This is a genomic window from Patescibacteria group bacterium, from assembly GCA_026415775.1.
GTDB lineage: Bacteria > Patescibacteriota > Minisyncoccia > UBA6257 > JAAZHW01 > SKW32.
In genome coordinates this window covers 397109-417014 of record JAOAGL010000001.1, presented here as the reverse complement: position 1 = coordinate 417014, position 19906 = coordinate 397109, and the positions used below count along the sequence as shown (strand labels likewise).

24 protein-coding genes and 2 tRNA genes are annotated in these 19906 nt (G+C 30.7%); 19 read left to right on the top strand and 7 right to left on the bottom strand.

Translation table 11 applies throughout. The features are described 5' to 3' along the window. Positions 1–148 precede the first annotated feature (148 nt). Entirely contained in the window at positions 149–673 is a 525-nt protein-coding gene (gene rplJ, locus N2692_02295) for a 50S ribosomal protein L10 (protein ID MCX8016108.1), read from the top strand. A gap of 3 nt (positions 674–676) precedes the next feature. Continuing rightward, complete coding sequence (rplL, locus tag N2692_02290) at positions 677–1072, top strand: 50S ribosomal protein L7/L12 (GenBank protein MCX8016107.1); 396 nt, start codon at positions 677–679, stop codon at positions 1070–1072. 56 nt (positions 1073–1128) lie between these two features. Here the strand turns inward: rplL and N2692_02285 are convergent. Then, positions 1129–1202, bottom strand: a tRNA-Val gene (locus tag N2692_02285). A 71-nt stretch (positions 1203–1273) separates the two neighbouring features. On the opposite strand from N2692_02285, the gene N2692_02280 reads away from it, so the two are divergent. The 7 genes from N2692_02280 (at position 1274) to N2692_02250 (ending at position 7711) form a co-directional block, all read left to right on the top strand. Next, entirely contained in the window at positions 1274–2431 is a 1158-nt protein-coding gene (locus N2692_02280; GenBank protein ID MCX8016106.1) for a DUF763 domain-containing protein, read from the top strand. Between the two features lie 2 nt (positions 2432–2433). After that, positions 2434–2811 (top strand): hypothetical protein, encoded by a 378-nt coding sequence (locus tag N2692_02275; GenBank protein MCX8016105.1) that lies wholly within the window; start codon positions 2434–2436, stop codon positions 2809–2811. A 237-nt stretch (positions 2812–3048) separates the two neighbouring features. Continuing rightward, positions 3049–3480 carry a division/cell wall cluster transcriptional repressor MraZ gene (gene mraZ / locus N2692_02270; GenBank protein MCX8016104.1) on the top strand — a complete coding sequence of 144 codons (432 nt, stop codon included), beginning with the start codon at positions 3049–3051 and terminating at the stop codon, positions 3478–3480. Between the two features lie 3 nt (positions 3481–3483). After that, positions 3484–4356 carry a 16S rRNA (cytosine(1402)-N(4))-methyltransferase RsmH gene (rsmH, locus tag N2692_02265; GenBank protein MCX8016103.1) on the top strand — a complete coding sequence of 291 codons (873 nt, stop codon included), beginning with the start codon at positions 3484–3486 and terminating at the stop codon, positions 4354–4356. 13 nt (positions 4357–4369) lie between these two features. Next, on the top strand, positions 4370–4765 hold the full coding sequence (locus N2692_02260; GenBank protein ID MCX8016102.1) for a hypothetical protein: 396 nt from the start codon (positions 4370–4372) through the stop codon (positions 4763–4765). A 14-nt stretch (positions 4766–4779) separates the two neighbouring features. Next, a complete protein-coding gene (locus N2692_02255; protein ID MCX8016101.1) occupies positions 4780–6486 on the top strand; it encodes a penicillin-binding protein 2 in 1707 nt (568 codons plus the stop codon). Beyond that, positions 6464–7711, top strand: coding sequence for a UDP-N-acetylmuramoyl-tripeptide--D-alanyl-D-alanine ligase (locus N2692_02250; GenBank protein ID MCX8016100.1), 1248 nt, complete (start codon positions 6464–6466; stop codon positions 7709–7711). Before N2692_02255 ends, N2692_02250 begins: the two co-directional genes overlap by 23 nt. A gap of 65 nt (positions 7712–7776) precedes the next feature. Here N2692_02250 and N2692_02245 read toward each other — a convergent pair whose 3' ends face one another. Beyond that, on the bottom strand, positions 7777–8367 hold the full coding sequence (locus N2692_02245; GenBank protein MCX8016099.1) for a hypothetical protein: 591 nt from the start codon (positions 8365–8367) through the stop codon (positions 7777–7779). Between the two features lie 109 nt (positions 8368–8476). Between N2692_02245 and N2692_02240 the strand changes: the two genes are divergently transcribed. Together N2692_02240 and N2692_02235 are read left to right on the top strand one after the other, a co-directional pair. Next, positions 8477–8548, top strand: a tRNA-Glu gene (locus N2692_02240). 7 nt (positions 8549–8555) lie between these two features. Next, a complete protein-coding gene (locus tag N2692_02235) occupies positions 8556–8915 on the top strand; it encodes a hypothetical protein (protein ID MCX8016098.1) in 360 nt (119 codons plus the stop codon). On the opposite strand, the gene N2692_02230 is transcribed toward N2692_02235, so the two are convergent. Beyond that, complete coding sequence (locus tag N2692_02230) at positions 8905–9486, bottom strand: phosphoglycerate mutase family protein (protein ID MCX8016097.1); 582 nt, start codon at positions 9484–9486, stop codon at positions 8905–8907. The two genes, N2692_02235 and N2692_02230, sit on opposite strands and share 11 nt — an antisense overlap. Positions 9487–9553: 67 nt before the next feature. Between N2692_02230 and secA the strand changes: the two genes are divergently transcribed. After that, on the top strand, positions 9554–12124 hold the full coding sequence (gene secA / locus N2692_02225; protein ID MCX8016096.1) for a preprotein translocase subunit SecA: 2571 nt from the start codon (positions 9554–9556) through the stop codon (positions 12122–12124). Next, a complete protein-coding gene (locus tag N2692_02220; GenBank protein MCX8016095.1) occupies positions 12121–12315 on the top strand; it encodes a hypothetical protein in 195 nt (64 codons plus the stop codon). The genes secA and N2692_02220 overlap by 4 nt, the downstream gene beginning before the upstream one ends. 48 nt (positions 12316–12363) lie before the next feature. On the opposite strand, the gene N2692_02215 is transcribed toward N2692_02220, so the two are convergent. After that, positions 12364–12585, bottom strand: coding sequence for a hypothetical protein (locus N2692_02215; protein ID MCX8016094.1), 222 nt, complete (start codon positions 12583–12585; stop codon positions 12364–12366). A 101-nt stretch (positions 12586–12686) separates the two neighbouring features. Here N2692_02215 and N2692_02210 point away from each other — a divergent pair, with 101 nt between their 5' ends. The 6 genes from N2692_02210 (at position 12687) to N2692_02185 (ending at position 16463) form a co-directional block, all read left to right on the top strand. Further along, entirely contained in the window at positions 12687–13430 is a 744-nt protein-coding gene (locus N2692_02210; GenBank protein ID MCX8016093.1) for a segregation/condensation protein A, read from the top strand. Continuing rightward, positions 13427–13939 carry an SMC-Scp complex subunit ScpB gene (scpB, locus tag N2692_02205; protein ID MCX8016092.1) on the top strand — a complete coding sequence of 171 codons (513 nt, stop codon included), beginning with the start codon at positions 13427–13429 and terminating at the stop codon, positions 13937–13939. Before N2692_02210 ends, scpB begins: the two co-directional genes overlap by 4 nt. Then, on the top strand, positions 13936–14901 hold the full coding sequence (locus tag N2692_02200; protein ID MCX8016091.1) for a serine hydrolase: 966 nt from the start codon (positions 13936–13938) through the stop codon (positions 14899–14901). The genes scpB and N2692_02200 overlap by 4 nt, the downstream gene beginning before the upstream one ends. Position 14902: 1 nt before the next feature. After that, positions 14903–15955, top strand: a complete 1053-nt coding sequence (gene mraY, locus N2692_02195) for a phospho-N-acetylmuramoyl-pentapeptide-transferase (GenBank protein MCX8016090.1) — start codon at positions 14903–14905, stop codon at positions 15953–15955. 87 nt (positions 15956–16042) lie between these two features. Then, positions 16043–16270, top strand: coding sequence for a hypothetical protein (locus N2692_02190; protein ID MCX8016089.1), 228 nt, complete (start codon positions 16043–16045; stop codon positions 16268–16270). Further along, positions 16251–16463 carry a hypothetical protein gene (locus N2692_02185; protein MCX8016088.1) on the top strand — a complete coding sequence of 71 codons (213 nt, stop codon included), beginning with the start codon at positions 16251–16253 and terminating at the stop codon, positions 16461–16463. Before N2692_02190 ends, N2692_02185 begins: the two co-directional genes overlap by 20 nt. 46 nt (positions 16464–16509) lie before the next feature. Here N2692_02185 and fmt read toward each other — a convergent pair whose 3' ends face one another. Genes fmt through priA form a run of 3 tightly spaced genes read right to left on the bottom strand, consistent with a single transcriptional unit; the run spans position 16510 to position 19848 of the window. Further along, the gene (gene fmt / locus N2692_02180) at positions 16510–17454 is read right to left on the bottom strand and encodes a methionyl-tRNA formyltransferase (protein ID MCX8016087.1); all 945 of its coding nucleotides are present in this window, start codon (positions 17452–17454) and stop codon (positions 16510–16512) included. Then, on the bottom strand, positions 17441–17923 hold the full coding sequence (gene def / locus N2692_02175) for a peptide deformylase (GenBank protein MCX8016086.1): 483 nt from the start codon (positions 17921–17923) through the stop codon (positions 17441–17443). The genes fmt and def overlap by 14 nt, the downstream gene beginning before the upstream one ends. A 20-nt stretch (positions 17924–17943) precedes the next feature. After that, positions 17944–19848: a primosomal protein N' gene (gene priA / locus N2692_02170; GenBank protein MCX8016085.1), complete on the bottom strand. Its 1905-nt coding sequence runs from the start codon at positions 19846–19848 to the stop codon at positions 17944–17946. Between the last annotated feature and the right edge of the window lie 58 nt (positions 19849–19906).

Sequence of the window (19906 nt, the reverse complement as noted above, 5' to 3'; positions counted from 1 at the left end):
CTTGACATAAAAGTTTAAATCAGTAAACTAGAATTAGCCGCAGAAAGTAGGCAGCGAGCAAAAAGAAGCGTAAGTCCTGCTGAGGCAAAAAGGAGAAAGATTTTATTTTCTGCGGCTTTTCGATAAAAGTCGTTTTTTATTTTTAATTATGCTAACAAAACAACAAAAAGCCAAAATCATTGAAGAGCTAAAAGAAAAAATCGAGAAAAACCCAGCGGTATTAATGGTTGATTTTACTGGTCTTAAGGTGGCGGATTTGGAAAATTTAAGAAATGAATTAAGGAAGCAGGGGATTGAATTAAAAATTACTAAAAAGACATTAGTTCAAAAAATGTTATCACATTCGGATATTAATTTTAATGTTTTTTCGTTTCCGGGATCGGTTGGTTTAATTTTTAGTCCAGAAGAGGGACTTGAAGCTTCAAAAATAACTTACAAATTTAGTAGTGGCAAGAAAGAACCCAAATTAAAAATTTTAGGAGGATTTATTAATAAAAACTTTTTTAGCACTGAAAGAATTGTTGAATTAGCCAAATTACCTTCGAAGGAAATCCTTCTTTCACAATTAGTCTATACTTTAAATTCTTTACCAAGAACTTTGGTCGGAGTTCTTAATGGTAATATTCAAAAATTAGCAATTGCCTTAGACGCAATTGCTAAAAAACAAAAATAATATATGAGCGAAGTGGATAAAAAACTACAAGATATTATTGAGGAAATTGAAAAATTAAATGTTTTAGAATTGTCTCAATTAGTAAAAGCATTAGAAGAAAAATTTGGTGTTTCAGCCGCACCGCAAATTATGGCAGTTGCTGGCGGTAATGCTGGATCTGGCGCTGCTGGTGCTGCTGGCGAAGAAAAAACTACTTTTGATGTTGTTTTGACAAACGCCGGCGATGCCAAAGTACAAGTGATAAAAGTTGTAAAAGATATCACTGGTTTAGGATTAAAAGAGGCAAAAGATTTAGTTGATGGCGCTCCAAAACCAGTAAAACAAGGAGTAAAGAAAGAAGAGGCTGAACAAATTAAAAAACAACTCGAAGAAGCCGGTGCAATTGTTGAAATTAAGTAGAAAGTTACTTCAAACAAAAAAGCACCGCTTAAATAAGCGGTGCTTTTTTGTTTGGGTGGGCGGTAGAGGATTCGAACCTCTGACCTTACGGATGTGAACCGTACGCTCTAACCAACTGAGCTAACCGCCCTCAATGTTATTTTACACCTTTTTCTTTAAAAATCAATTTATTTTTTATTGCAGAAATGATACAATTTAAATATGATTTACCGTGGCATAGCTACATTTGGTTTAGATGATGGAAAATGTCCTCGTTGGCTTTTTGAACGGATGACAAAACTTAGTCGGGAAATTATAAAAGTTATTATTGAAGAGTTTGGACCAGATGAATTTATTAAGCGTATTGCCGATCCTGTTTGGTTTCAATCATTGGGCACAGTGTTGGCCTTTGATTGGAACGCATCTGGTTTAACTACTGTTTTAACGGCCGCCCTTAAAGAAGCAATTAGAGGTCGGGAAAGAGAATTAGGAATTTTTATTTGTGGTGGCAAGGGGAAAACTTCTCGTAAAACCCCAGAAGAAATTGAAAGATGGGGGGAAATTTTAAGTTTGCCCGATGGTTATGTAAATTCATTGATTTATAATTCTCGAATGACTGCTAAAGTGGATAGCGCTCTTATTCAAGATGGTTTCCAAATTTACCACCATACTTTATTTTTTTCTAAAAATGGCAGTTGGACAATTGTTCAGCAGGGGATGAACACTTTAAATCAAAGCGCTCGTCGTTATCATTGGTATTCAAAAAAAATTTCTGATTTAGTCAAAGAGCCTCATTCTGGCATTGCAAGCCAATTATTAAATCAACCAACATTAAACCTGACTGCCTTAGAAAGTGAAAAAACGAGAGAAATAAGCACTCAATTAGTGCGAGGCAATTATTATGAATTAATAAGAGATATTCAAATTTTGGATAAGCATTTTTCAGATTACTCCCAAATGTTAAAAATTAAAGAGAGCAAACAACAAAGTATTTTTTTGAATTTAGAAAATAAGGAATTTATCTGGCATCCAGTCGTGAAAGAAAATTTTTTGAAAAACCGATATCTTAAAAAAATTTTGTATTTGGTTTATCAAACAAAACCAGAGAATTATGAAAAATTATTATCTATTCAAGGCGTAGGACCAAAAACAATTCGGGCGCTGGCTTTAGTTTCAGAAATAATTTATGGTGCAAAACCTTCATATCGCGATCCAGCTCGTTATTCTTTTGCCCACGGTGGAAAAGATGCCACACCGTATCCAGTCGACCGTTTGGTTTATGATCAATCAATTCGATTTTTTGCCGAAGTAGTAAATAAGAGCAAATTGTCAATAAATGATAAAAATAAAATTTTTTATAAATTAAAAATTGTAAAATAAACATGCGTTTTAAAATTCCTCAGGATACAGAAACAATAATTTGGACAAAACATTCTATTGAAAAAATGCTCCAATATCGATTATCTGAATCGCGTATTCGAAGAGTTTTACATACACCACATAGAATTGAAGAAGGAATTGCTCCAGAAACAATTGCTGTTATGCAAAGTGTTGGCACGAAAAAACATCCAAAAGAAATTTGGGTGATGTTCCAAAAGATTAAAAGCAAAAAAAATCAAAAAAACAAAAATAAAATTTCAAAAGATAAAATTAGAATTATAAGCGTATGGCGTTACCCTGGGATTACGCCAATTAGACAGTTGCCAAATCTTCCACCTGAAGAGTGGGAAATTCTAAAAAGTGGTGTTTTATTAGAATGAAAATTTTAATTGTGGATAAATTGTGAACAATTAGAAATTAAAGCTTTTTTCTTAATTTTAAAAAATCCTCATTTTATGCGGATTTTTTTATTTTTGATTTAGTTTCTAGATTAATTTGAGTAATGAGGTAAATATTTTGCACTTTAATTAAAAGTGGTGTATTATTTTAATGTAGTGGGGAATTGTGGATAAATGTGGGGATAAATAAGAAAAACTGTGGATAGCTAATAAAAACATATGTTAATAGGCGAGTATCACTACAATTTAGATAATAAAGGTAGATTGGCTATACCAGCTAAATTGCGAAATGAATTAGGAGGAAGCGTAATCGTAACTCGCGGTTTGGATACCTGTTTATTTATTTATCCCAAAAAAGAGTGGGATTTATTGTTACAACGTTTAAATAATTTACCTTTAACTCAAGCAAATTCCCGCGCTTTTTCACGTTTTATGTTAGCTGGTGCAGTAGAAGCTGAGATTGATCAACAAGGAAGAATACTAATTCCTGAATACTTACGTCAATTTGCTAAGTTGAATAAAAAGGTCATTATTGCCGGTATTAATAATCGCTTAGAGATTTGGGATGAAAACTCTTGGAATGATTACCGTATTAAAACAGAAAAAGAAGTCAATGATATTGCAGAAAAATTGATTGAATTTGGCATTTAGAATATGCACATCCCAGTTCTTTTACAAGAAGTTATAAAGTTTACTAATCCCCAACCAAACGAGAATTTTATTGATGCAACGGTAGGAGAGGGTGGTTATTCGCTCTGTTTATTACAACATACAGGTCCGAGGGGTAAAATTTTGGGAATCGATTTAGACGAGGATTCATTAAAGATTGCCCAAGAAAGATTAAAGGCCTTTAAGGATAGAGTAATTTTAAAACAAGGAAATTTTAGAGATGTTGATGAAATTGTTCAGGAAACTAAATTTAATTCAATTGATGGAATAGTTTTTGATTTAGGATTAGGAAGTTTTCAAATTGAGGAATCGGGTCGAGGATTTTCTTTTTTACGAGACGAACCATTGAAAATGACTTTTTCGAAAGACAATGTTCTAACAGCAGAAGATGTAGTTAATAAGGAAAGTTTAGAAAATTTAACAAAAATTTTTCGCGAATATGGAGAAGAAAGGAATGCTTATAAAATTGCCAAGGCAATTGTGGAAGAGCGTCAAAAGAAAAAAATTACGAAAACGTCCGAATTGGTAGAAATTATTGTAAGAATAAATAAACGAAGAGGAAAAATTCATCCAGCCACAAAAACCTTCCAAGCTCTAAGAATTTATGTAAATGACGAATTAAATAATTTGGCAATTGCGTTGGAGAAATCATTAAAACTTTTAAATTCAAATGGTCGCATTGCTGTTGTTAGCTACCATTCTTTAGAAGATAAAATTGTTAAAAATTTTTTTAAGAAAAAAAATCAAGAGGGGATTTTAAAAATTATTACTAAAAAACCAGTAACACCAACAAAAGTCGAGATTTTAAATAATTGTCGGAGCAGATCAGCAAAATTGCGGGTCGCTCAAAAAATCTAATAATTTAATTTTTATGACAGTAATAAGCTTAAAACATAACCGATATAACCTAGTAGCCCATAAAACAGTTTGGGAAAAGCGGGCCAAAATTAATAGTAAAAAAGCCCATTTTTTGTTGTTTATTAACCTTTTATTAATGGGAGTTGTTGTTTTTTCAATTATTTTCAGTCTTTTTTCAAAAATCCAAATGAATAACTATCGTTTAGACTTAAAAGAATTATCAGCCCAATTAACATCTTTGGAACATAAAAATGCCGAATTAAAAAATCAAATAAATCAGATAAAAGATTTTGAAAAACTTCCAACTTTATTTGAAAAAAGTAACCTTTCCGTTGTTAACAATCCGAATTATTTTTCAACAACAAAAAAATCCACAGAAGTTGGTGTAAACAAACTCCAGAGTTTATAGTATAATAATTTATAATGAGGCCGAAGAAATTAAAAAAAATTGGCAAGCATTGGAGATTTTATACCGTAGCAATTTTATTTTTATTGGTAGTTTCGTTTATTTTTTGTCGATTGTATTCCTTGCAAATTTTACATTACACCGAATTTTCTCAAAAAGCAGCCGCTCAAATTAAAACATCGGAACAAATAAAAAATAACCTCCAATATGTGCGAGGAAGTATTTTTTTTCAAGATAAGAATGGCAATTTAATCCCGGTAGCTGTAAATAAAACATTTTATGAAGTTTTCGCTGTGCCCAAAGAAATAGATAATAAAGTAGCTGTGGCGAAATTCTTCAGTCAAAAATACAATTTATCTTACGAAGATCTAATGGTAAAGCTTTCTAAGACCAATAGTTTGTATGAGCCAATTATTAAAAAAATAGATATAGATGATTACAGAATAATTCAAAAAGAAAATTTCAAAGGCATTTATTTGAAAGAATATATTGGACGTTATTATCCATATCAAAAATTTGCATCGCAATTGCTCGGCTATGTTAAAAACGACGTGAAAGATTTTCATGGTCAATATGGTTTAGAGAAATACTATGATAAATATTTATCAAATCAAAGTTTTTCCAATAATATTCTTGACTTCCTTTCTTTGGATAGCTTAATTTACAAAAGAAATAATTATGATATTGTGGCTTCCATCGATTTTAATATTCAGAAAAAAGCAGAAGAATTACTAACAGATTATGTTAAAAAATGGGAGGCGGAAGGAGGAAATATTATTGTGATGGATCCTCAAAACGGTAAAATTTTAGCATTAGCAAATTATCCTAATTTTGACCCAAATTCTTATTCTGATTACGAAATCTCAATATTTGATAATCCTGTTGTTCAACATATATATGAGCCAGGGTCGGTTTTTAAAATTATTACAGTTGCGGCAGGATTGGATTCAGGGCGAATTACTCCGAAAACCGAGTATTACGATAATGGAGAAGTTGTTGTTTCGGGTAAAACTATAAAAAACTGGGATTTAAAGGCTCACGGATTAGTTAATGTTTATGATATTATTGCGTATAGCTTAAATACAGGAGCAGCATTTTTGGAAAAATTAATTGGTCATGATATTTTTCATCAATATGTGTTAAAATTTGGTTTTGATGAAAAAACAGGAATTGATTTGCCTAATGAAGTAAGCGGAAACATTACTAATTTAAAAAGCTTCACTGATATTTATTTTGCTACAGCTTCTTTTGGTCAGGCGATATCAGTCACTCCCATTGAAATGATTAATGCTTTTTCAGCTATCGCGAATAAAGGAATGATGATGAAACCTTTTATTGTTGAAAAAATTATAAGTTCAGAAGGAGAAGAAAAAATTATTAATAAACCAACAGTAAATAAAGAGATTATTAAATCAGAAACTGCCCAGCAATTGCGTATTATTATGACCTATTCTGTTGACAAAAATCAAATTGCCGCTATTAAAGGTTATCAAATCGCTGGAAAAACAGGAACAGCGCAGATACCAATAAAAGGAGGTGGTTATTCCTCAACCGAAACCATCCAATCATTTATTGGTTATGCGCCAGCCGAAGATCCTAAATTTATTGCTTTTGTAAAACTTGATAAACCAAAAGCACCTTTGGCTGGGCAAACGGTCGTGCCAATGTTTAGAGAGTTGGCGCAATATATTTTAAATTATTATGAAATCCCGCCCGCTTTTTAATCTTTTAAAAAGAATTCTTCGATATTTGGCGATTTTGACTTTAAAAAAATATAAACCGTTTGTAATTGGCATTACAGGTAGTGCAGGTAAAACTTCAACAAAAGAAGCTATTTTTACTGTTCTTTCTCAAGAAAAGAATGTACGTCGTTCGCGAGGAAATTTTAATAATGAAATTGGAGTGCCATTAACTGTTATTAAGGATTATGAAAAAATCACTGGAATATTATTTTGGCCAAAGGTCTTACTCTTTGCATTAAAACAATTAATTTTTATTAATAAAAATTATCCAGAAATTTTAATTTTGGAATTAGCAGCAGATAAACCAGGAGATATTCAATATTTAATAAATATTGTTAAGCCAAAAATTGGTATAATAACCGCCATCGGCGAAGTGCCCGTTCATGTGGAAAATTATTCTGGACCGCAAGCTGTTGCGAAAGAAAAAAGCAAATTAACTGAAAATTTATCAGCGAGTGGTTTTGCTATTTTAAATCGTGATGATGCGATTGTTTGGGGATTAAAAAATAAAACCCGCGCCCAAATTCTTAGTTTTGGTTTTAATGAAGAGGCTGATATTCAAATACTTGGCTTAGAATATAAATTAGACGAGGAAGGTATGCCTGAGGGGATGAGTTTTAAAATTCAATATGGCAATATTTTAGTACCTTTTAGATTATATGATACCATTGGAAAGCCGCAGATTTATGCCGTGGCTGCTGCAGCAGCGGTTGGTATTGCTATGGGCATTAATTTAGTAAAAATCAGTGAGTCCATTGAGAAATATCGACCAATTATTCATCGAATGAATATCATCAGGGGAATAAAAAATACAATTATTCTTGATGATTGCTATAATGCTTCTCCTTTGTCAATGAAATCGGCACTTGAAACCTTGAAAGAAATTCCAGCAAAAAGAAAGGTGGCAATTTTGGGTGATATGTTGGAATTAGGGGATTATACTATTGAAGCACACGAAAAAATAGGGAAAGAAGTTGTTGGAATTGCTGATGCTTTGATTTGTGTTGGCACTGCAGCAAAATTAATTGCCGAATCAGCTATTAAACATGGTTTTGATAAAAATAATATAGTAATTTTTAACACCAGCGAAGCTGCTCGAAAAATGATTAGAAAAGAAATTAAAGCAGGGGATTTAATTTTAGTGAAGGCTTCTCGCGCTATCAAATTAGACGAAGTTGTTGAAGAATTAAAATCGGAAGGATTTTAAATTTTCTTACTATTATAATAAAAAAGAAAAAGGCCGACATTTTATGGCGGCCTTTTTATAAAAAATTAAGGTTGAAGGTCATGTGTTAGGAGGCAGTAAGTTTCATAAAGAACGTTTAAAAATTTTTCTCTTTTCCAAAAATGATAATTATCTCCATTATAGGGGATATTGAGAGGAATAAGGAAAAATTCTAGTTCATCACCATTTTCTAATAAATAAGAGGAAATTTTAAGCATCTTTTTTACGCGACCAACCTGATCTGCATGGAGAATAATGGCTATTTTATGCCAATTTTTCTCCTGCATTTTTTTTATTATCTCAGAGCATCTAGCCAACAAACTCCATTTTGTGAATGTTGAAATAGAGATTTTGTCATATTCTTTTTTAAAAATTTCTTTTATATAGTCCACCAACAATCTACTTTCATTTCTAAAAAAAACGTCATTCGGTTGTTCTTCCATCCCAACAATAATAAGAGGAGTATTTTTTTGTAGTGCCAAATGGACTCCAACATTGGTTAGTGCCTTGCTTTGTTCGCAAGGGGCGGTGCGAGCCCTGTTTAATCCCATACCCATTACAACTATTCCATCAATTTTCGAATTTTTAAAAATATCATTATCAATTTTTACTTCATAAAATTTTATTTTTCTAATCATTTAAAACCTCCTTAATTAATTTTTAAAGTAGCTATTTAAAGCTTAAACTTTTGCGTCGTTTTTGTCAAATCTTTATTTTTTCTAAAAATTCTTTAAAATAAAACAATAAGCCCCTGTCGTCTAGCGGCTAGGACGCCACTCTCTCAAGGTGGAAACATGGGTTCGATTCCCGTCGGGGGCGCTTCAATATGAGCAAAGAAGGGTTAAAAATTTTTCTAAAGAATAAATGGATAAAAATTGGGATTACAATTAATCTTTTTATCTTATTAATCACTTTAATTGTAATTTTGATTAATATAAAGCCAATCCCAAATAGGTCATATATTATTTACTACACATCACTTGAGGGTATTAAAATTCTCGGTTATTTTTGGAATTTTTATCTTTTTTGGTTTATTGCTTTCTTTTTCTTTGTTTTACATTTATTTTTAGCTTTTATCATTTGGTTTCGAAATAAAAAAATTAGCTTTCTCTTAATTGCGAGTGTAGCTTTATTAAACTTTTTTATCTTTTTAGCTATTAATTCACTAGTTATAATTAATCGTTAGTTTTTTCAAAACAGCGAAATTCCCCGGGTTTTAATCTAAAGCGGTAATTTTTAACCATTTGTTTTTTGTTTTGTTTCCTAATTATTCCTTCAAGCAGCCATAAAATATCAGCGTGGCTGATGATAAGAATCTTCTTATTTTTATATTTTTTATTAATTTTTTTAAAAAACTTGCTAATTCTTTTAAGGCATTGATTTAAATTTTCTCCTTCGGGAATTTTTTTAGTAAAACGTTGAAGGGGATTTTCAAAATAAGCCCAATAAACATCGGGGTGCAATCCATTAAAAATTCCAAAATCAATTTCTTTTAGATTTGGTACAATAAAAAGTGGTTTTTTAATAATGCGATTAATAATTTTGGCTGTTTCTTTAGTCCGTTCCAACGGAGAGTAAAAAATTAAATCAATGTCAATTTTTTTAAATTTTTTTGCATTTTGAGAAATTTTTTTCTTGCCAGTAGGTGTTAAATGGGAAATTTTAATTTCTGGCAAAGAAGATAACCACCGAGGCTTTTTATTTGAATATGCCTCACCATGGCGCATTAGATAATAAGTGTTATTTAATTTCATCATCATGACGCTTTATTATACATATTTAATTTATTTTTTAAATATGGTAAAATAAATAATCCAAAATAGTATGTTATTTAATCTCTTCAAAAAAGACTTAGCCCAAAGTTTTTATAAAAAAAATTTGAAAATTATTGAAGCAATAAACAGGTTGGAGCCGGAATTTGAAAAATTATCAGATTTTACTTTGCGGGAAAAATCTTTGGAATTACAAAAACAAGTTAAATCTAAAGAAGATTTAGATGAAATTTTGGTTCCAGCTTTTGCCCTAGCAAGAGAAGCAGCAAAAAGAACCCTTAAACAAAGACATTATGATGTTCAACTTTTGGGTGGGTTGGCTTTACATCAAGGTAAAATTGCTGAAATGAAAACTGGCGAAGGAAAAACATTAGCCGCGACATTACCAGCATATTTAAATGCATTATTGAAAAAAGGCGTTCATATAGTGACTGTTAATGATTATTTGGCTAAACGTGATACTGTTTGGATGGGGCAAATTTATTATGCTTTAGGCTTATCTGTTGGTTGTATTGTTCACGAACAAGCTTATATTTATGATCCAGATTATAAAGCAAGCGAAACTGAAGGAAATCAAAAGCAATTGGATCAAAAAAGAGATGCTACTGGTGGATTTAAGGTTTTTTATGAATTTTTAAGGCCAGTTTCTCGAAAGGAAGCTTATGATGCTGATATTACGTATGGCACTAATCATGAATTCGGATTTGATTATTTAAGAGACAATTTAGTTTTAGATTTAAATCAAAAAGTTCAACGTGGCCATTATTATGCTATTATTGATGAGGTTGATAGTATTTTAATTGATGAAGCGCGGACTCCATTAATTATTACTATTCCTGATTATGAAGCCAGTGATTTTTATAAATTATTTGCACGAATTGTTCCACAGTTAATTCCTGGGGAGGATTATCAAGTGGATGAAAAATTAAAATCTGCTTTGATTTTGGATAGCGGTGTGGCCAAAGTAGAAAAAATATTAAAAGTTGAAAATTTATATTCCCCAGAAAATTTTCGTTATGTTCATTATCTTGAAGAATCTTTAAAGGCTTATGCTTTGTTTAAGCGCGACAAAGATTATATTGTAAAAGATGGGGAGGTGATTATTGTTGACGAATTTACTGGTCGATTGCTTTTTGGTCGAAGATATTCTGGAGGTTTACATCAGGCAATAGAAGCGAAAGAAGGCGTTGAAGTAAAACAAGAGAATCGAATTTTAGCAAGTATAACCTTTCAAAATTATTTTAGAATGTATGAGAAGTTGGCGGGAATGACAGGCACAGCGCTTACGTCTGCTGAGGAGTTTGATAAAGTTTATGGATTAATCGTTCAACCAATACCAACTAATAAACCAATGATTCGTGTTGATTTACCCGATTTAGTTTTTAAAACCCAAGAAGAAAAATGGAACGCAATTGTTGCAGAAATAAAAAAAAGGCATCAAATAGGCCAACCATTATTAATTGGAACAGTTTCAATTGAAAATAATGAAAAATTGTCAGCCATGCTATCACGCGAAGGGATTCCCCATAATGTTTTAAATGCAAAAAATCACGAACGAGAAGGTGAAATTATTGCTCAAGCTGGCAAATTAGGCGCTGTTACAGTGGCGACAAATATGGCGGGTAGGGGAGTAGATATTATTTTAGGTGGCAATCCGTCTGATCCAATAGAAGCACAGAAAATTAAAGAATTAGGGGGATTGCATGTGATTGGAACGGAGCGACACGAAGCAAGAAGAATCGATAATCAATTACGCGGTAGAGCTGGCAGACAGGGCGACCCAGGTTCTTCTCAATTTTTCGTTTCTCTAGAAGATGATTTAATGAGAATTTTTGGAGGCGAACGGATAAAATCATTGATGAATACTTTAAATTATCCTTATGGCATACCTATTCAAGCCGGCATTGTAAATAGAGCAATTGAATCAGCTCAAACCAGAATTGAGGGGTTAAATTTTGATGCGCGAAAGTATACTTTAGAATTTGATGATGTATTAAATAAACAACGTAAAACTTTTTATGAATATCGCGATAAAATATTGAAATTAGTTCAGGACAAAAAATTATTGGATGAGGTTGAAAAAATAATCGAAAAAAATATTCAAACGTTTCTTGGTATACCAATTGAAAATCTCGAAACATTCCTTAAGAAATTACAAATTATAGAGGACCAGCAAGATCTAAAAGAAATTCCTCAAAATAATTTATACAATTTTTTACTTGAAAAGACCCAAAACAAATTTTGGAAATTAAAAGAACAAATAGAAGGCGATTTATTAAATGAAATATTAAAATCTGTAATACTGAGTGTTTTAGATAATTTATGGACGCAGCATTTGGAAAATCTAGAATATTTAAGAGATGTTGTCAGATTGCGTGCTTATGGTCAACATGATCCATTGGTTGAATATAAAATGAATGCTCACCGACTATTTAAGGATTTCTTCGTTCAATTTGAGGGGATGCTTTTTGAAATTATTTTCCAGTTAAAAAAACCACAATTAGCCATTAATCAAAATCCATTGCCTGCTAATGTTTCTGCTGAAAAATTTAAAAATGTTGGACGGAATGATCCTTGTCCTTGTGGTTCGGGGAAAAAATTTAAAAAGTGTCATGGAGCATGAATAAAAGATTAAAAGTTATCATCATTATTATTTTTATTTTACCGGTTATTTTTATGATAATGCGTATAATAAGCATGGAAGAAGATGCGTGGATTTGTAAAAATGGTCAGTGGGTAAAACATGGAGTTCCATCTACGCCTATGCCAGAGGGAAAATGTGCTTGGTGGCAAAATTTTAAACCGTTCAAATAATTTTTGCAGAATAAAATAGCCATCGAAATGATGGCTATTTTTAAACTATTAATTTTTTTGCCAAAGAGGGCAACGACTGACAGCTAAAGCTAGATTGTTTTCAATGCAAATTTCATACAACTTCGTTGCAACAATACAATTACTGGACCGTTTTGGGTTAAAATTTTTACAATTTAAACATAAACATTCTTTTTTTCGCATTGCCTCAAGCAGAGGATTAATCCAAACAACTTTTCCATAATAGATTCCTTTTCTTGGTTTTTCTTTCATAAATACCTCCTTTGTAAATTTAAAAATCTATTAATATTATAGATCATAAAAGATAAAAAATAAATATAGCAAAAAACAAAAAATTAGGTAAAATATTATTGATGGAAAACAAAATGATTCATTTACAAAATTTAGAAATAAAACAAGAAAAATTTTCTGGACCATTGGATGTGCTTTTAAATTTAATCGAGGAAAGAAAAATGGAAATTACCGAGGTGAGTTTGGCGAATGTAACAGATGCTTTTTTAAAATATGTTGGTGATTTAAAACAAGTGGCGCCAGAAATTTTAGCTGATTTTTTAGTGGTGGCCGCAAAACTCATTTTAATTAAATCAAAGAGTTTGTTGCCAACTCTAGAGCTTTCAAGCGAAGAAGAGGCAGAAATTAAAGATTTAACTCAACGATTAGAAATTTACCGCTTATTTAAACAAGCGTCTCAATATATTAAATCTTTATATACTCAAAATCCTTTAATTGGTCGAGAATTTTTATTAAATCAAACCCCCATTTTTTATCCGCCGGAAAATTTTCAAATTGAATGGTTGGTAAAAAGCTTTGAAAAAATTTGGACAGAATTTAGCAGTTTGGGAGAATCGGTTGTTGAAAAAGTTAAAAAAGTCATTAAAATTGAGGAAAAAATAAATCATCTTTTAAAAATTCTTAATCAAAATACACAATCAACTTTTAATAAATTAATCAGCAAAAGGGAAAAAATAGAAATCATTGTTACTTTTTTGGCTCTTTTGCAGATGTTTAAAGAACAATTGATTATTTTGGAACAAGATGGGGATTTTGGAGAAATAAAAATTAGTCTAATTTCTAAAAATCAAATTAAAAATTTATGAATGAAATAGAAAAACAATTAGAGGCGTTACTCTTTATTTCTGGCGAGCCGCTCGAATTTTCTAAAATCGCCGAGATTATTGAGGTAGATCCGAATCAATTAACAGAAATAATTAATAATTTAAAAAACGATTATATTTTGAATAATCGGGGGTTAACACTTCTAATTTTTGATAATAAAGTTCAATTGACAACGTCAAAGGACACCTCTACTATTATTGAAAAATTTCTTCAAAAAACTTTAAAAGAAGATTTAACGCCAGCCGCACTGGAAACCTTGGCAATTATCGCTTATAAGGGGCCAATGACACGAGCAGAAATAGATAATATTCGAGGTGTAAATTCTTCTTATATTATTAGAAATTTATTAATTAGGGGTTTGATTGAAAGGGATGTAGATCCCCATCGAGCCAACGCTTTTATTTATAAGATTAGTTTTGATTTTTTAAGAAAAATGGGTTTGGAGAAAATTGAAGACATGCCAGAGTATCAGAAGTTTCGTAATCTATGATAAAAAGAATAATAAAAATTTTATTAATATTACTAATGGGATTGATAATTGGATTCGGCGGGGCGTGGTTTTATTTTAATTATTTTAGATCAAATAATAGTGTAAATATAAAAAATAATGAACAGTATTTTTCAGCGCGGTCCGATATTTCAACTATTACTTATCCTTTTCGAAATTGGGCGATAAAAGAAGAACCACAAATTGCTGCACAGGGAGTTTTATTGATGGATATTGATAATGACTATATTTTTTATCAGCGCGAAGCAAATGTGCGTCGACCAATTGCTTCTATTACTAAATTAATGACCGCTGTAATTGCTGGAGAAAATATTAATAATCAGGAATTAATACCAATTACTCAAAAGGCTTTAAATACAGATGGTGATCCGGCCATTTTTTATTTAAATGAAAAAGTAACAATAAATGATTTAATCAAATCTCTTTTAATGATTTCTTCAAATAAAGCAGCAATTTCCATTTCCGATTTTTATGGAGAAAATAATTTTGTTGCTTTAATGAATCAAAAAGCAAAAGAATTGAGTATGACCCAAACAACTTTTGTTGAACCAACAGGATTGAATTTTCTCAATCAATCAAGCCCTAATGATTTAAAAAAATTAATAAAATATATTATCGCCAACCATCCAAATTTTCTTCTAATTTCTAAAAATTTCGAAGATAAAATTTATGGGCGAAATCCAAACGTAATTCATGATTTAAAAAATATAAATCAATTAACCCAAAAACCCAATTATTTAGATGATTTGGGGATAATTTTTTTGGGCGGGAAAACTGGTTTTACTGATGAGGCGTGGCAAACTTTTGCGGGGGTTTTTCTTGTGCCGTCTCAAAGATCGGATGGTATGGCACGACGAATTTTAGTAGTTGTTTTAAAAACTCCAAATCGCTATAATGATATAGAGGTTTTATTGCGATGGTTAATTAAAGCTTATATTTTTTAATATGTCTTTTGAATTAATGATTTTTCAGCTTTCTCGTTTATTTATTTTAGCCGCTCTTTCATTTGGAATGGCTTTGCTTTTAACGCCAATTTTAGTTAAATTACTTTATAAATATAAAGTTGGCAAACAAATTAGAAGCGAAGGTGCGCCAATTTTTGCTACTTTACACCAAAAAAAAGAAGGTACTCCAACAATGGGGGGTATCTTAATATGGTTTACGACTGCGGCTATTGCTCTCGTTTTCTTAATTTTAAGCAAAATATTTGATCAAGTTTTTGATTATTTTAATTTTGTTAGTAGGGCCCAAACATATCTGCCTTTATTTTCTTTGATTTTTGCTGCTTTAGTTGGATTAGCTGATGACATTCTGGGTGTTTTGAAAATTGGACCGAAGGGTGGGGGACTAAGCATCAAACAAAAACTTTTGCTTTATTTAATTATTGCTTCAATTGGTGCTTATTGGTTTTATTTTAAATTAGGTTGGAGTTCAATTCATATTCCATTTTTAGGAGAAGTTTCTTTAGGAATACTTTATCCTTTATTTTTCATTTTTATCGTTGTCGGAACCGCTCATGCTACTAATTTAACTGATGGATTAGATGGTTTGGCAGGAGGAGCAATGCTTTTTGCTTACTTATCCTTAACAGTAGTTGCTTTTGTTCAACAACGTTTTGATTTGGCAACTTTTATTGGTGTTATTCTTGGTGCTTTGCTGGCTTTTTTGTGGTTTAATATTTATCCAGCCCGATTTTTTATGGGTGATACAGGCTCGATGGCTTTAGGAATTACCTTAGGTCTTTTAGCAATGTATACCAATACTGCTTTACTTTTGCCATTCTTTGCTTTTATACCTCTTCTTGAAACTTTTTCTGTTATTGTTCAAATGATTAGTAAAAAAATTAGAAAGAAAAAAATTTTTCTTTCCTCTCCTATACACCATCATTTTGAAGCTATTGGTTGGCCAGAGGCCAAAATCACTATGCGTTTTTGGATTTTATCCGCTATTTTTTCGGTTTTGGGATTAATTATTTTCTTTATTGATAAAATTTTATAAATTTTTATTGACTTGACGGAATTATAAAAAAGTTTAATCTCTAAAACAGAGGGTTTTTTAAAATTTAAAAAGGGGAGGTTTAAAACAATGAAAAAAATTGATCAAAATGAATTTTTAAAAAGATTGAGGGATCCGGAGGAAGAATATTGTGTTATTTGCGGACAAGAGACGCCATACAAAAAATCCGATCACATTTTAATGAGAAAATATTATGAAGAGGGAGTGGGGCAGCTTTGCAAACGCTGTTACTTTTTGATTTATTTTGGAGAAAAAATACAAAAAGAGGAGGATAAAGATGAGACCACAGATTACTGAACTGAGGTTCGAGTGGGAGAAGTATTGGATTTATTTTGTTGCCATTCCAACAAAAAATGGCAAGAAAAAACCTAAGTTGAAATATATTGTAAAGGAGGGTAGTTTAATTCAGGAAAATGAAAAAATCGATATTCCTGCGGAGATAAAGAATCAGCTGTACCGGCGAGCAGCAATTGTTTTTAATAAATTGTAATAAATTATAGAACTTTTTAACGGGGATTTGCATCCCCGTTTTTCTTTTATTTTAAATACCGCTGATAGCCACACCAAAAAGCATAACCTTCTAAAGCTTTTTTATTTTCTGGTTGAATTTTTTCAATTATCAAGCCACCTCTTAGACATTTAACTAACAAATTTTTATCTAAACAGAAAAATTCGCCAATGGATTTATTTTCTAAAATTTTATTATCAATTGTTTTTGCCTTTAAAATTTTAAATTGTTTATTGTTTCTTTCAAAATAAACATTAGGCCAAATTTCAAAAGCTCGTATTTTTCGTTCAATAATTTCGGCTGGTTCATTAAAATCTGTAAATCCATCTTCTTTTTTTATCATTTTGCAATAAGTAGCTTCGTTGTGGTTTTGGGGTATAGGTCTAATTTCATTATTCAACCACCTTGGCAGTGTTTCAATAATTAATTTTTCAGATAATTCTATAAGTTTCTCTTCTAGTTCAGAATAGGTAGGTTCGTTTATAATTTCTAATTTTGCGACCGCAATAATATCGCCATGATCCATTTCTTCATCCATTAATATGATGGTTACTCCCGTTTCTTTATCACCGGCTAATATTGTGGCTTGAATAGGAGCTGGACCACGCCATTTCGGAAGAAGCGATGGGTGGATATTTAAAGCTCCTTTTGTTGGTACTTCCAAATATTCCTTAGGGATGATTTTGCCATAGCTAGCCACAATAAATAAATCAGGCTCTAGCTCTTTTAATTTTTCCAAAAAAGCCGTATTTTGACGTAATTTTTCCGGTTCTGCTACTTCTAGACCCCATTTTTTAGCGATTTTTTTGACTTCTGAGGGGGTTTTAATAAGACCTCGGCCTTTTATGCTATCCGGGGCCGTAACCACTAAAATAGGGCAAAAATCAGCGTTAATCAAACCCTCTAAAATAGAAGCTCCAAAATGAGGAGTTCCCCAAAAAACGATTTTTGCCTTTTTATTAGAATTTTCCATTATTTTTAAGATAGTAGATTTTTTCTGCTTTATCAATAAATAGAATACCATTTAGATGGTCCATTTCGTGTTGAATAATGCGCGCTAGCATATTTTTGGCTTTAACTTTTATTTTTTTTCCATCTTTATCCAAACCTTCAACTACAATTTTTTCATAGCGGGGGACTATTCCAATATATTTTGGTACACTCAAACAACCTTCCTCGCCCAAAGAAATTTTTTTGGAGTGTTTTATTAATTTTGGGTTGATTAAAACAAGAGATTTATTTTGATATTCAATAATTGCAATTTGAAGATTCTCACCAATTTGATTAGCAGCCAAACCAACACCTCCTTCTTTTTTCATAATGACTTTCATTTCTTCGATTAATTTTTGTATTTTTTCGTCTAAAACACTAACAACTTCTTTTGTTGGTGTTCTTAGAAATTTTTCTTCTTTTTTATTTAAAATAGTAAAGATTTTATGCATAACAATAATTTAATTATAATTTAGAAAATATCAACGGGGTCAATTTCTATAGTAATTTCGTCAGGCAACAAACTCAAAATTTTATTTCTTTTTTGAATTAAAAGATTAATATTTTCTTCAATTTTTAATCGCCAATATATCTCTTTAAAATATAAATTATTAACACGACTAATTAAAGGAGAGATTGGTTTAGATAAAACATAATCTTTCTCGGTAAATAATTTTTGGGAATTTTTGTGTAATAAGTTATAACAATAGTCAGCTATTTTTATTGTTTTTTGGGGATTTTTATTGCTAATTTGTATTTTTATTAATTGAGCATAGGGTGGATAGAGAGTCATTTTTCTAATTTCTAATTGTTTTTCATAAAATTTTTCATTAAAAAAATCTTTAAGCCATGATTTATTTCTATCGAAAGTTTGCACAATTAATTGTTGAGTTTTTTGAGAAAAAAGAAGCAAATTTTTTCTAATTCTTTCTTCTGTTTTAAATGATGGAACCACTAATAATTGTTCAAGAGAGGGAATAACAATTAAATCGACCCTTTTTTCCATTAAGTCAAAAAATTTAGAAAATAATTCGGTAACGATTAAAACTGAAACTTCGCCATTAATAAATTTTTGAAATAAATCTTTTTCTTGTCGAAGGTTTTTTAGGTGATCAGAATCAAAAACTGCTGTTTTATAGTTAGGAAAAAATTTTTTAAAATAATCATAAATTTTTTGATTGCCAAAGCCAATAAATTGAATTAGATGACTTTGACATTGAGGACATATATCTGGTGCCTCTTTTTGAAAACCACAATGATGACAGATTAAGGCGGGTTGTTCGTTTTGATGGTAAACCATTGCAGCATCACAATTTGGACATTGGAATATAAAACCGCACTCTTCACAAACCAAAGCAGGGGAGTGGCCGCGTCGATTATTGTAAATTAAAATTTTTCCATTATTTTTTAATATTCTTTCAATAGTATTTTTTGTTTCTGAATGAATTACACCATCTTTTTTAGCGTGGAAATCCTGAAATTGAATATGTGACAGATTTATTTTGTCATTTAGCAATTTAAAAGAGGGAGGGGTTATATATTTTTTATTTTGAATATTTAAAAAAGCTTCGAGGCTTAAAATAGAAGTTATTAAAATTATTTCAATATTATATTTTTCCGATAAAAATAATGCTAATTTTTTGACATTATAATGAATTTTGGTTTCAAAAGTTTCGAATCCATCATTATCTTCATCAACAATAATAATAAGGCCCAAATTATTAAAAGGAGCAAATAAAGCTGATTGTTTTCCAAAGATTATTTTTATTTCATTAGTATTAATTTTCTGATAATTTTTAAAAAATTTTTTTGACCCTTTTTTCTCAAAAATAAAAATTTGATCATGAAATTCACTAAAATTTTGATAATAAAATTCGAGTTTTATTTGATTAGGAAATAAAAAAAGGACTTGCTGCGATTTATTTAAAGTTTCTTTTACGCGATTTTTAAGATAATCAAAATCATCGGTTAGAATAATTTTTGGCTTTGAAGAAACTTCATTATTTATTTTTATTTCTTGTGTTTTGATTGATAAATTTTCAAACAATTGAATAGGTGAAATAATATTTTTTAGCAAAGAAGAAAGGGGGTTATAGTACCAAATGGAAGCCATTTTTAATAACTCCCACTGTTGAGGAGTAATAATCGGATTAGGATTTATAATTTTTTCAATGGGTTTAATTTGAAACTCGGCTTTTTTTATTGCAATTTTTGATTTAATTTCCTCACACTTTATAACAAGTGCCTCTGTTTTACGATTTCCAAAAGAGACAAACACGAGACTGAGGGGAGCGAGTTTTTTTAAAGAAAAATAAGAAAGAGGCTTATTTTGAGAGCGGGGAAGATAAGTAATGGGAATTACAGACACCAAAAACATACATAATTTATTATAATGAAAAATGGACAAAAAAGAAAAATAAAATTAAAATAGTATA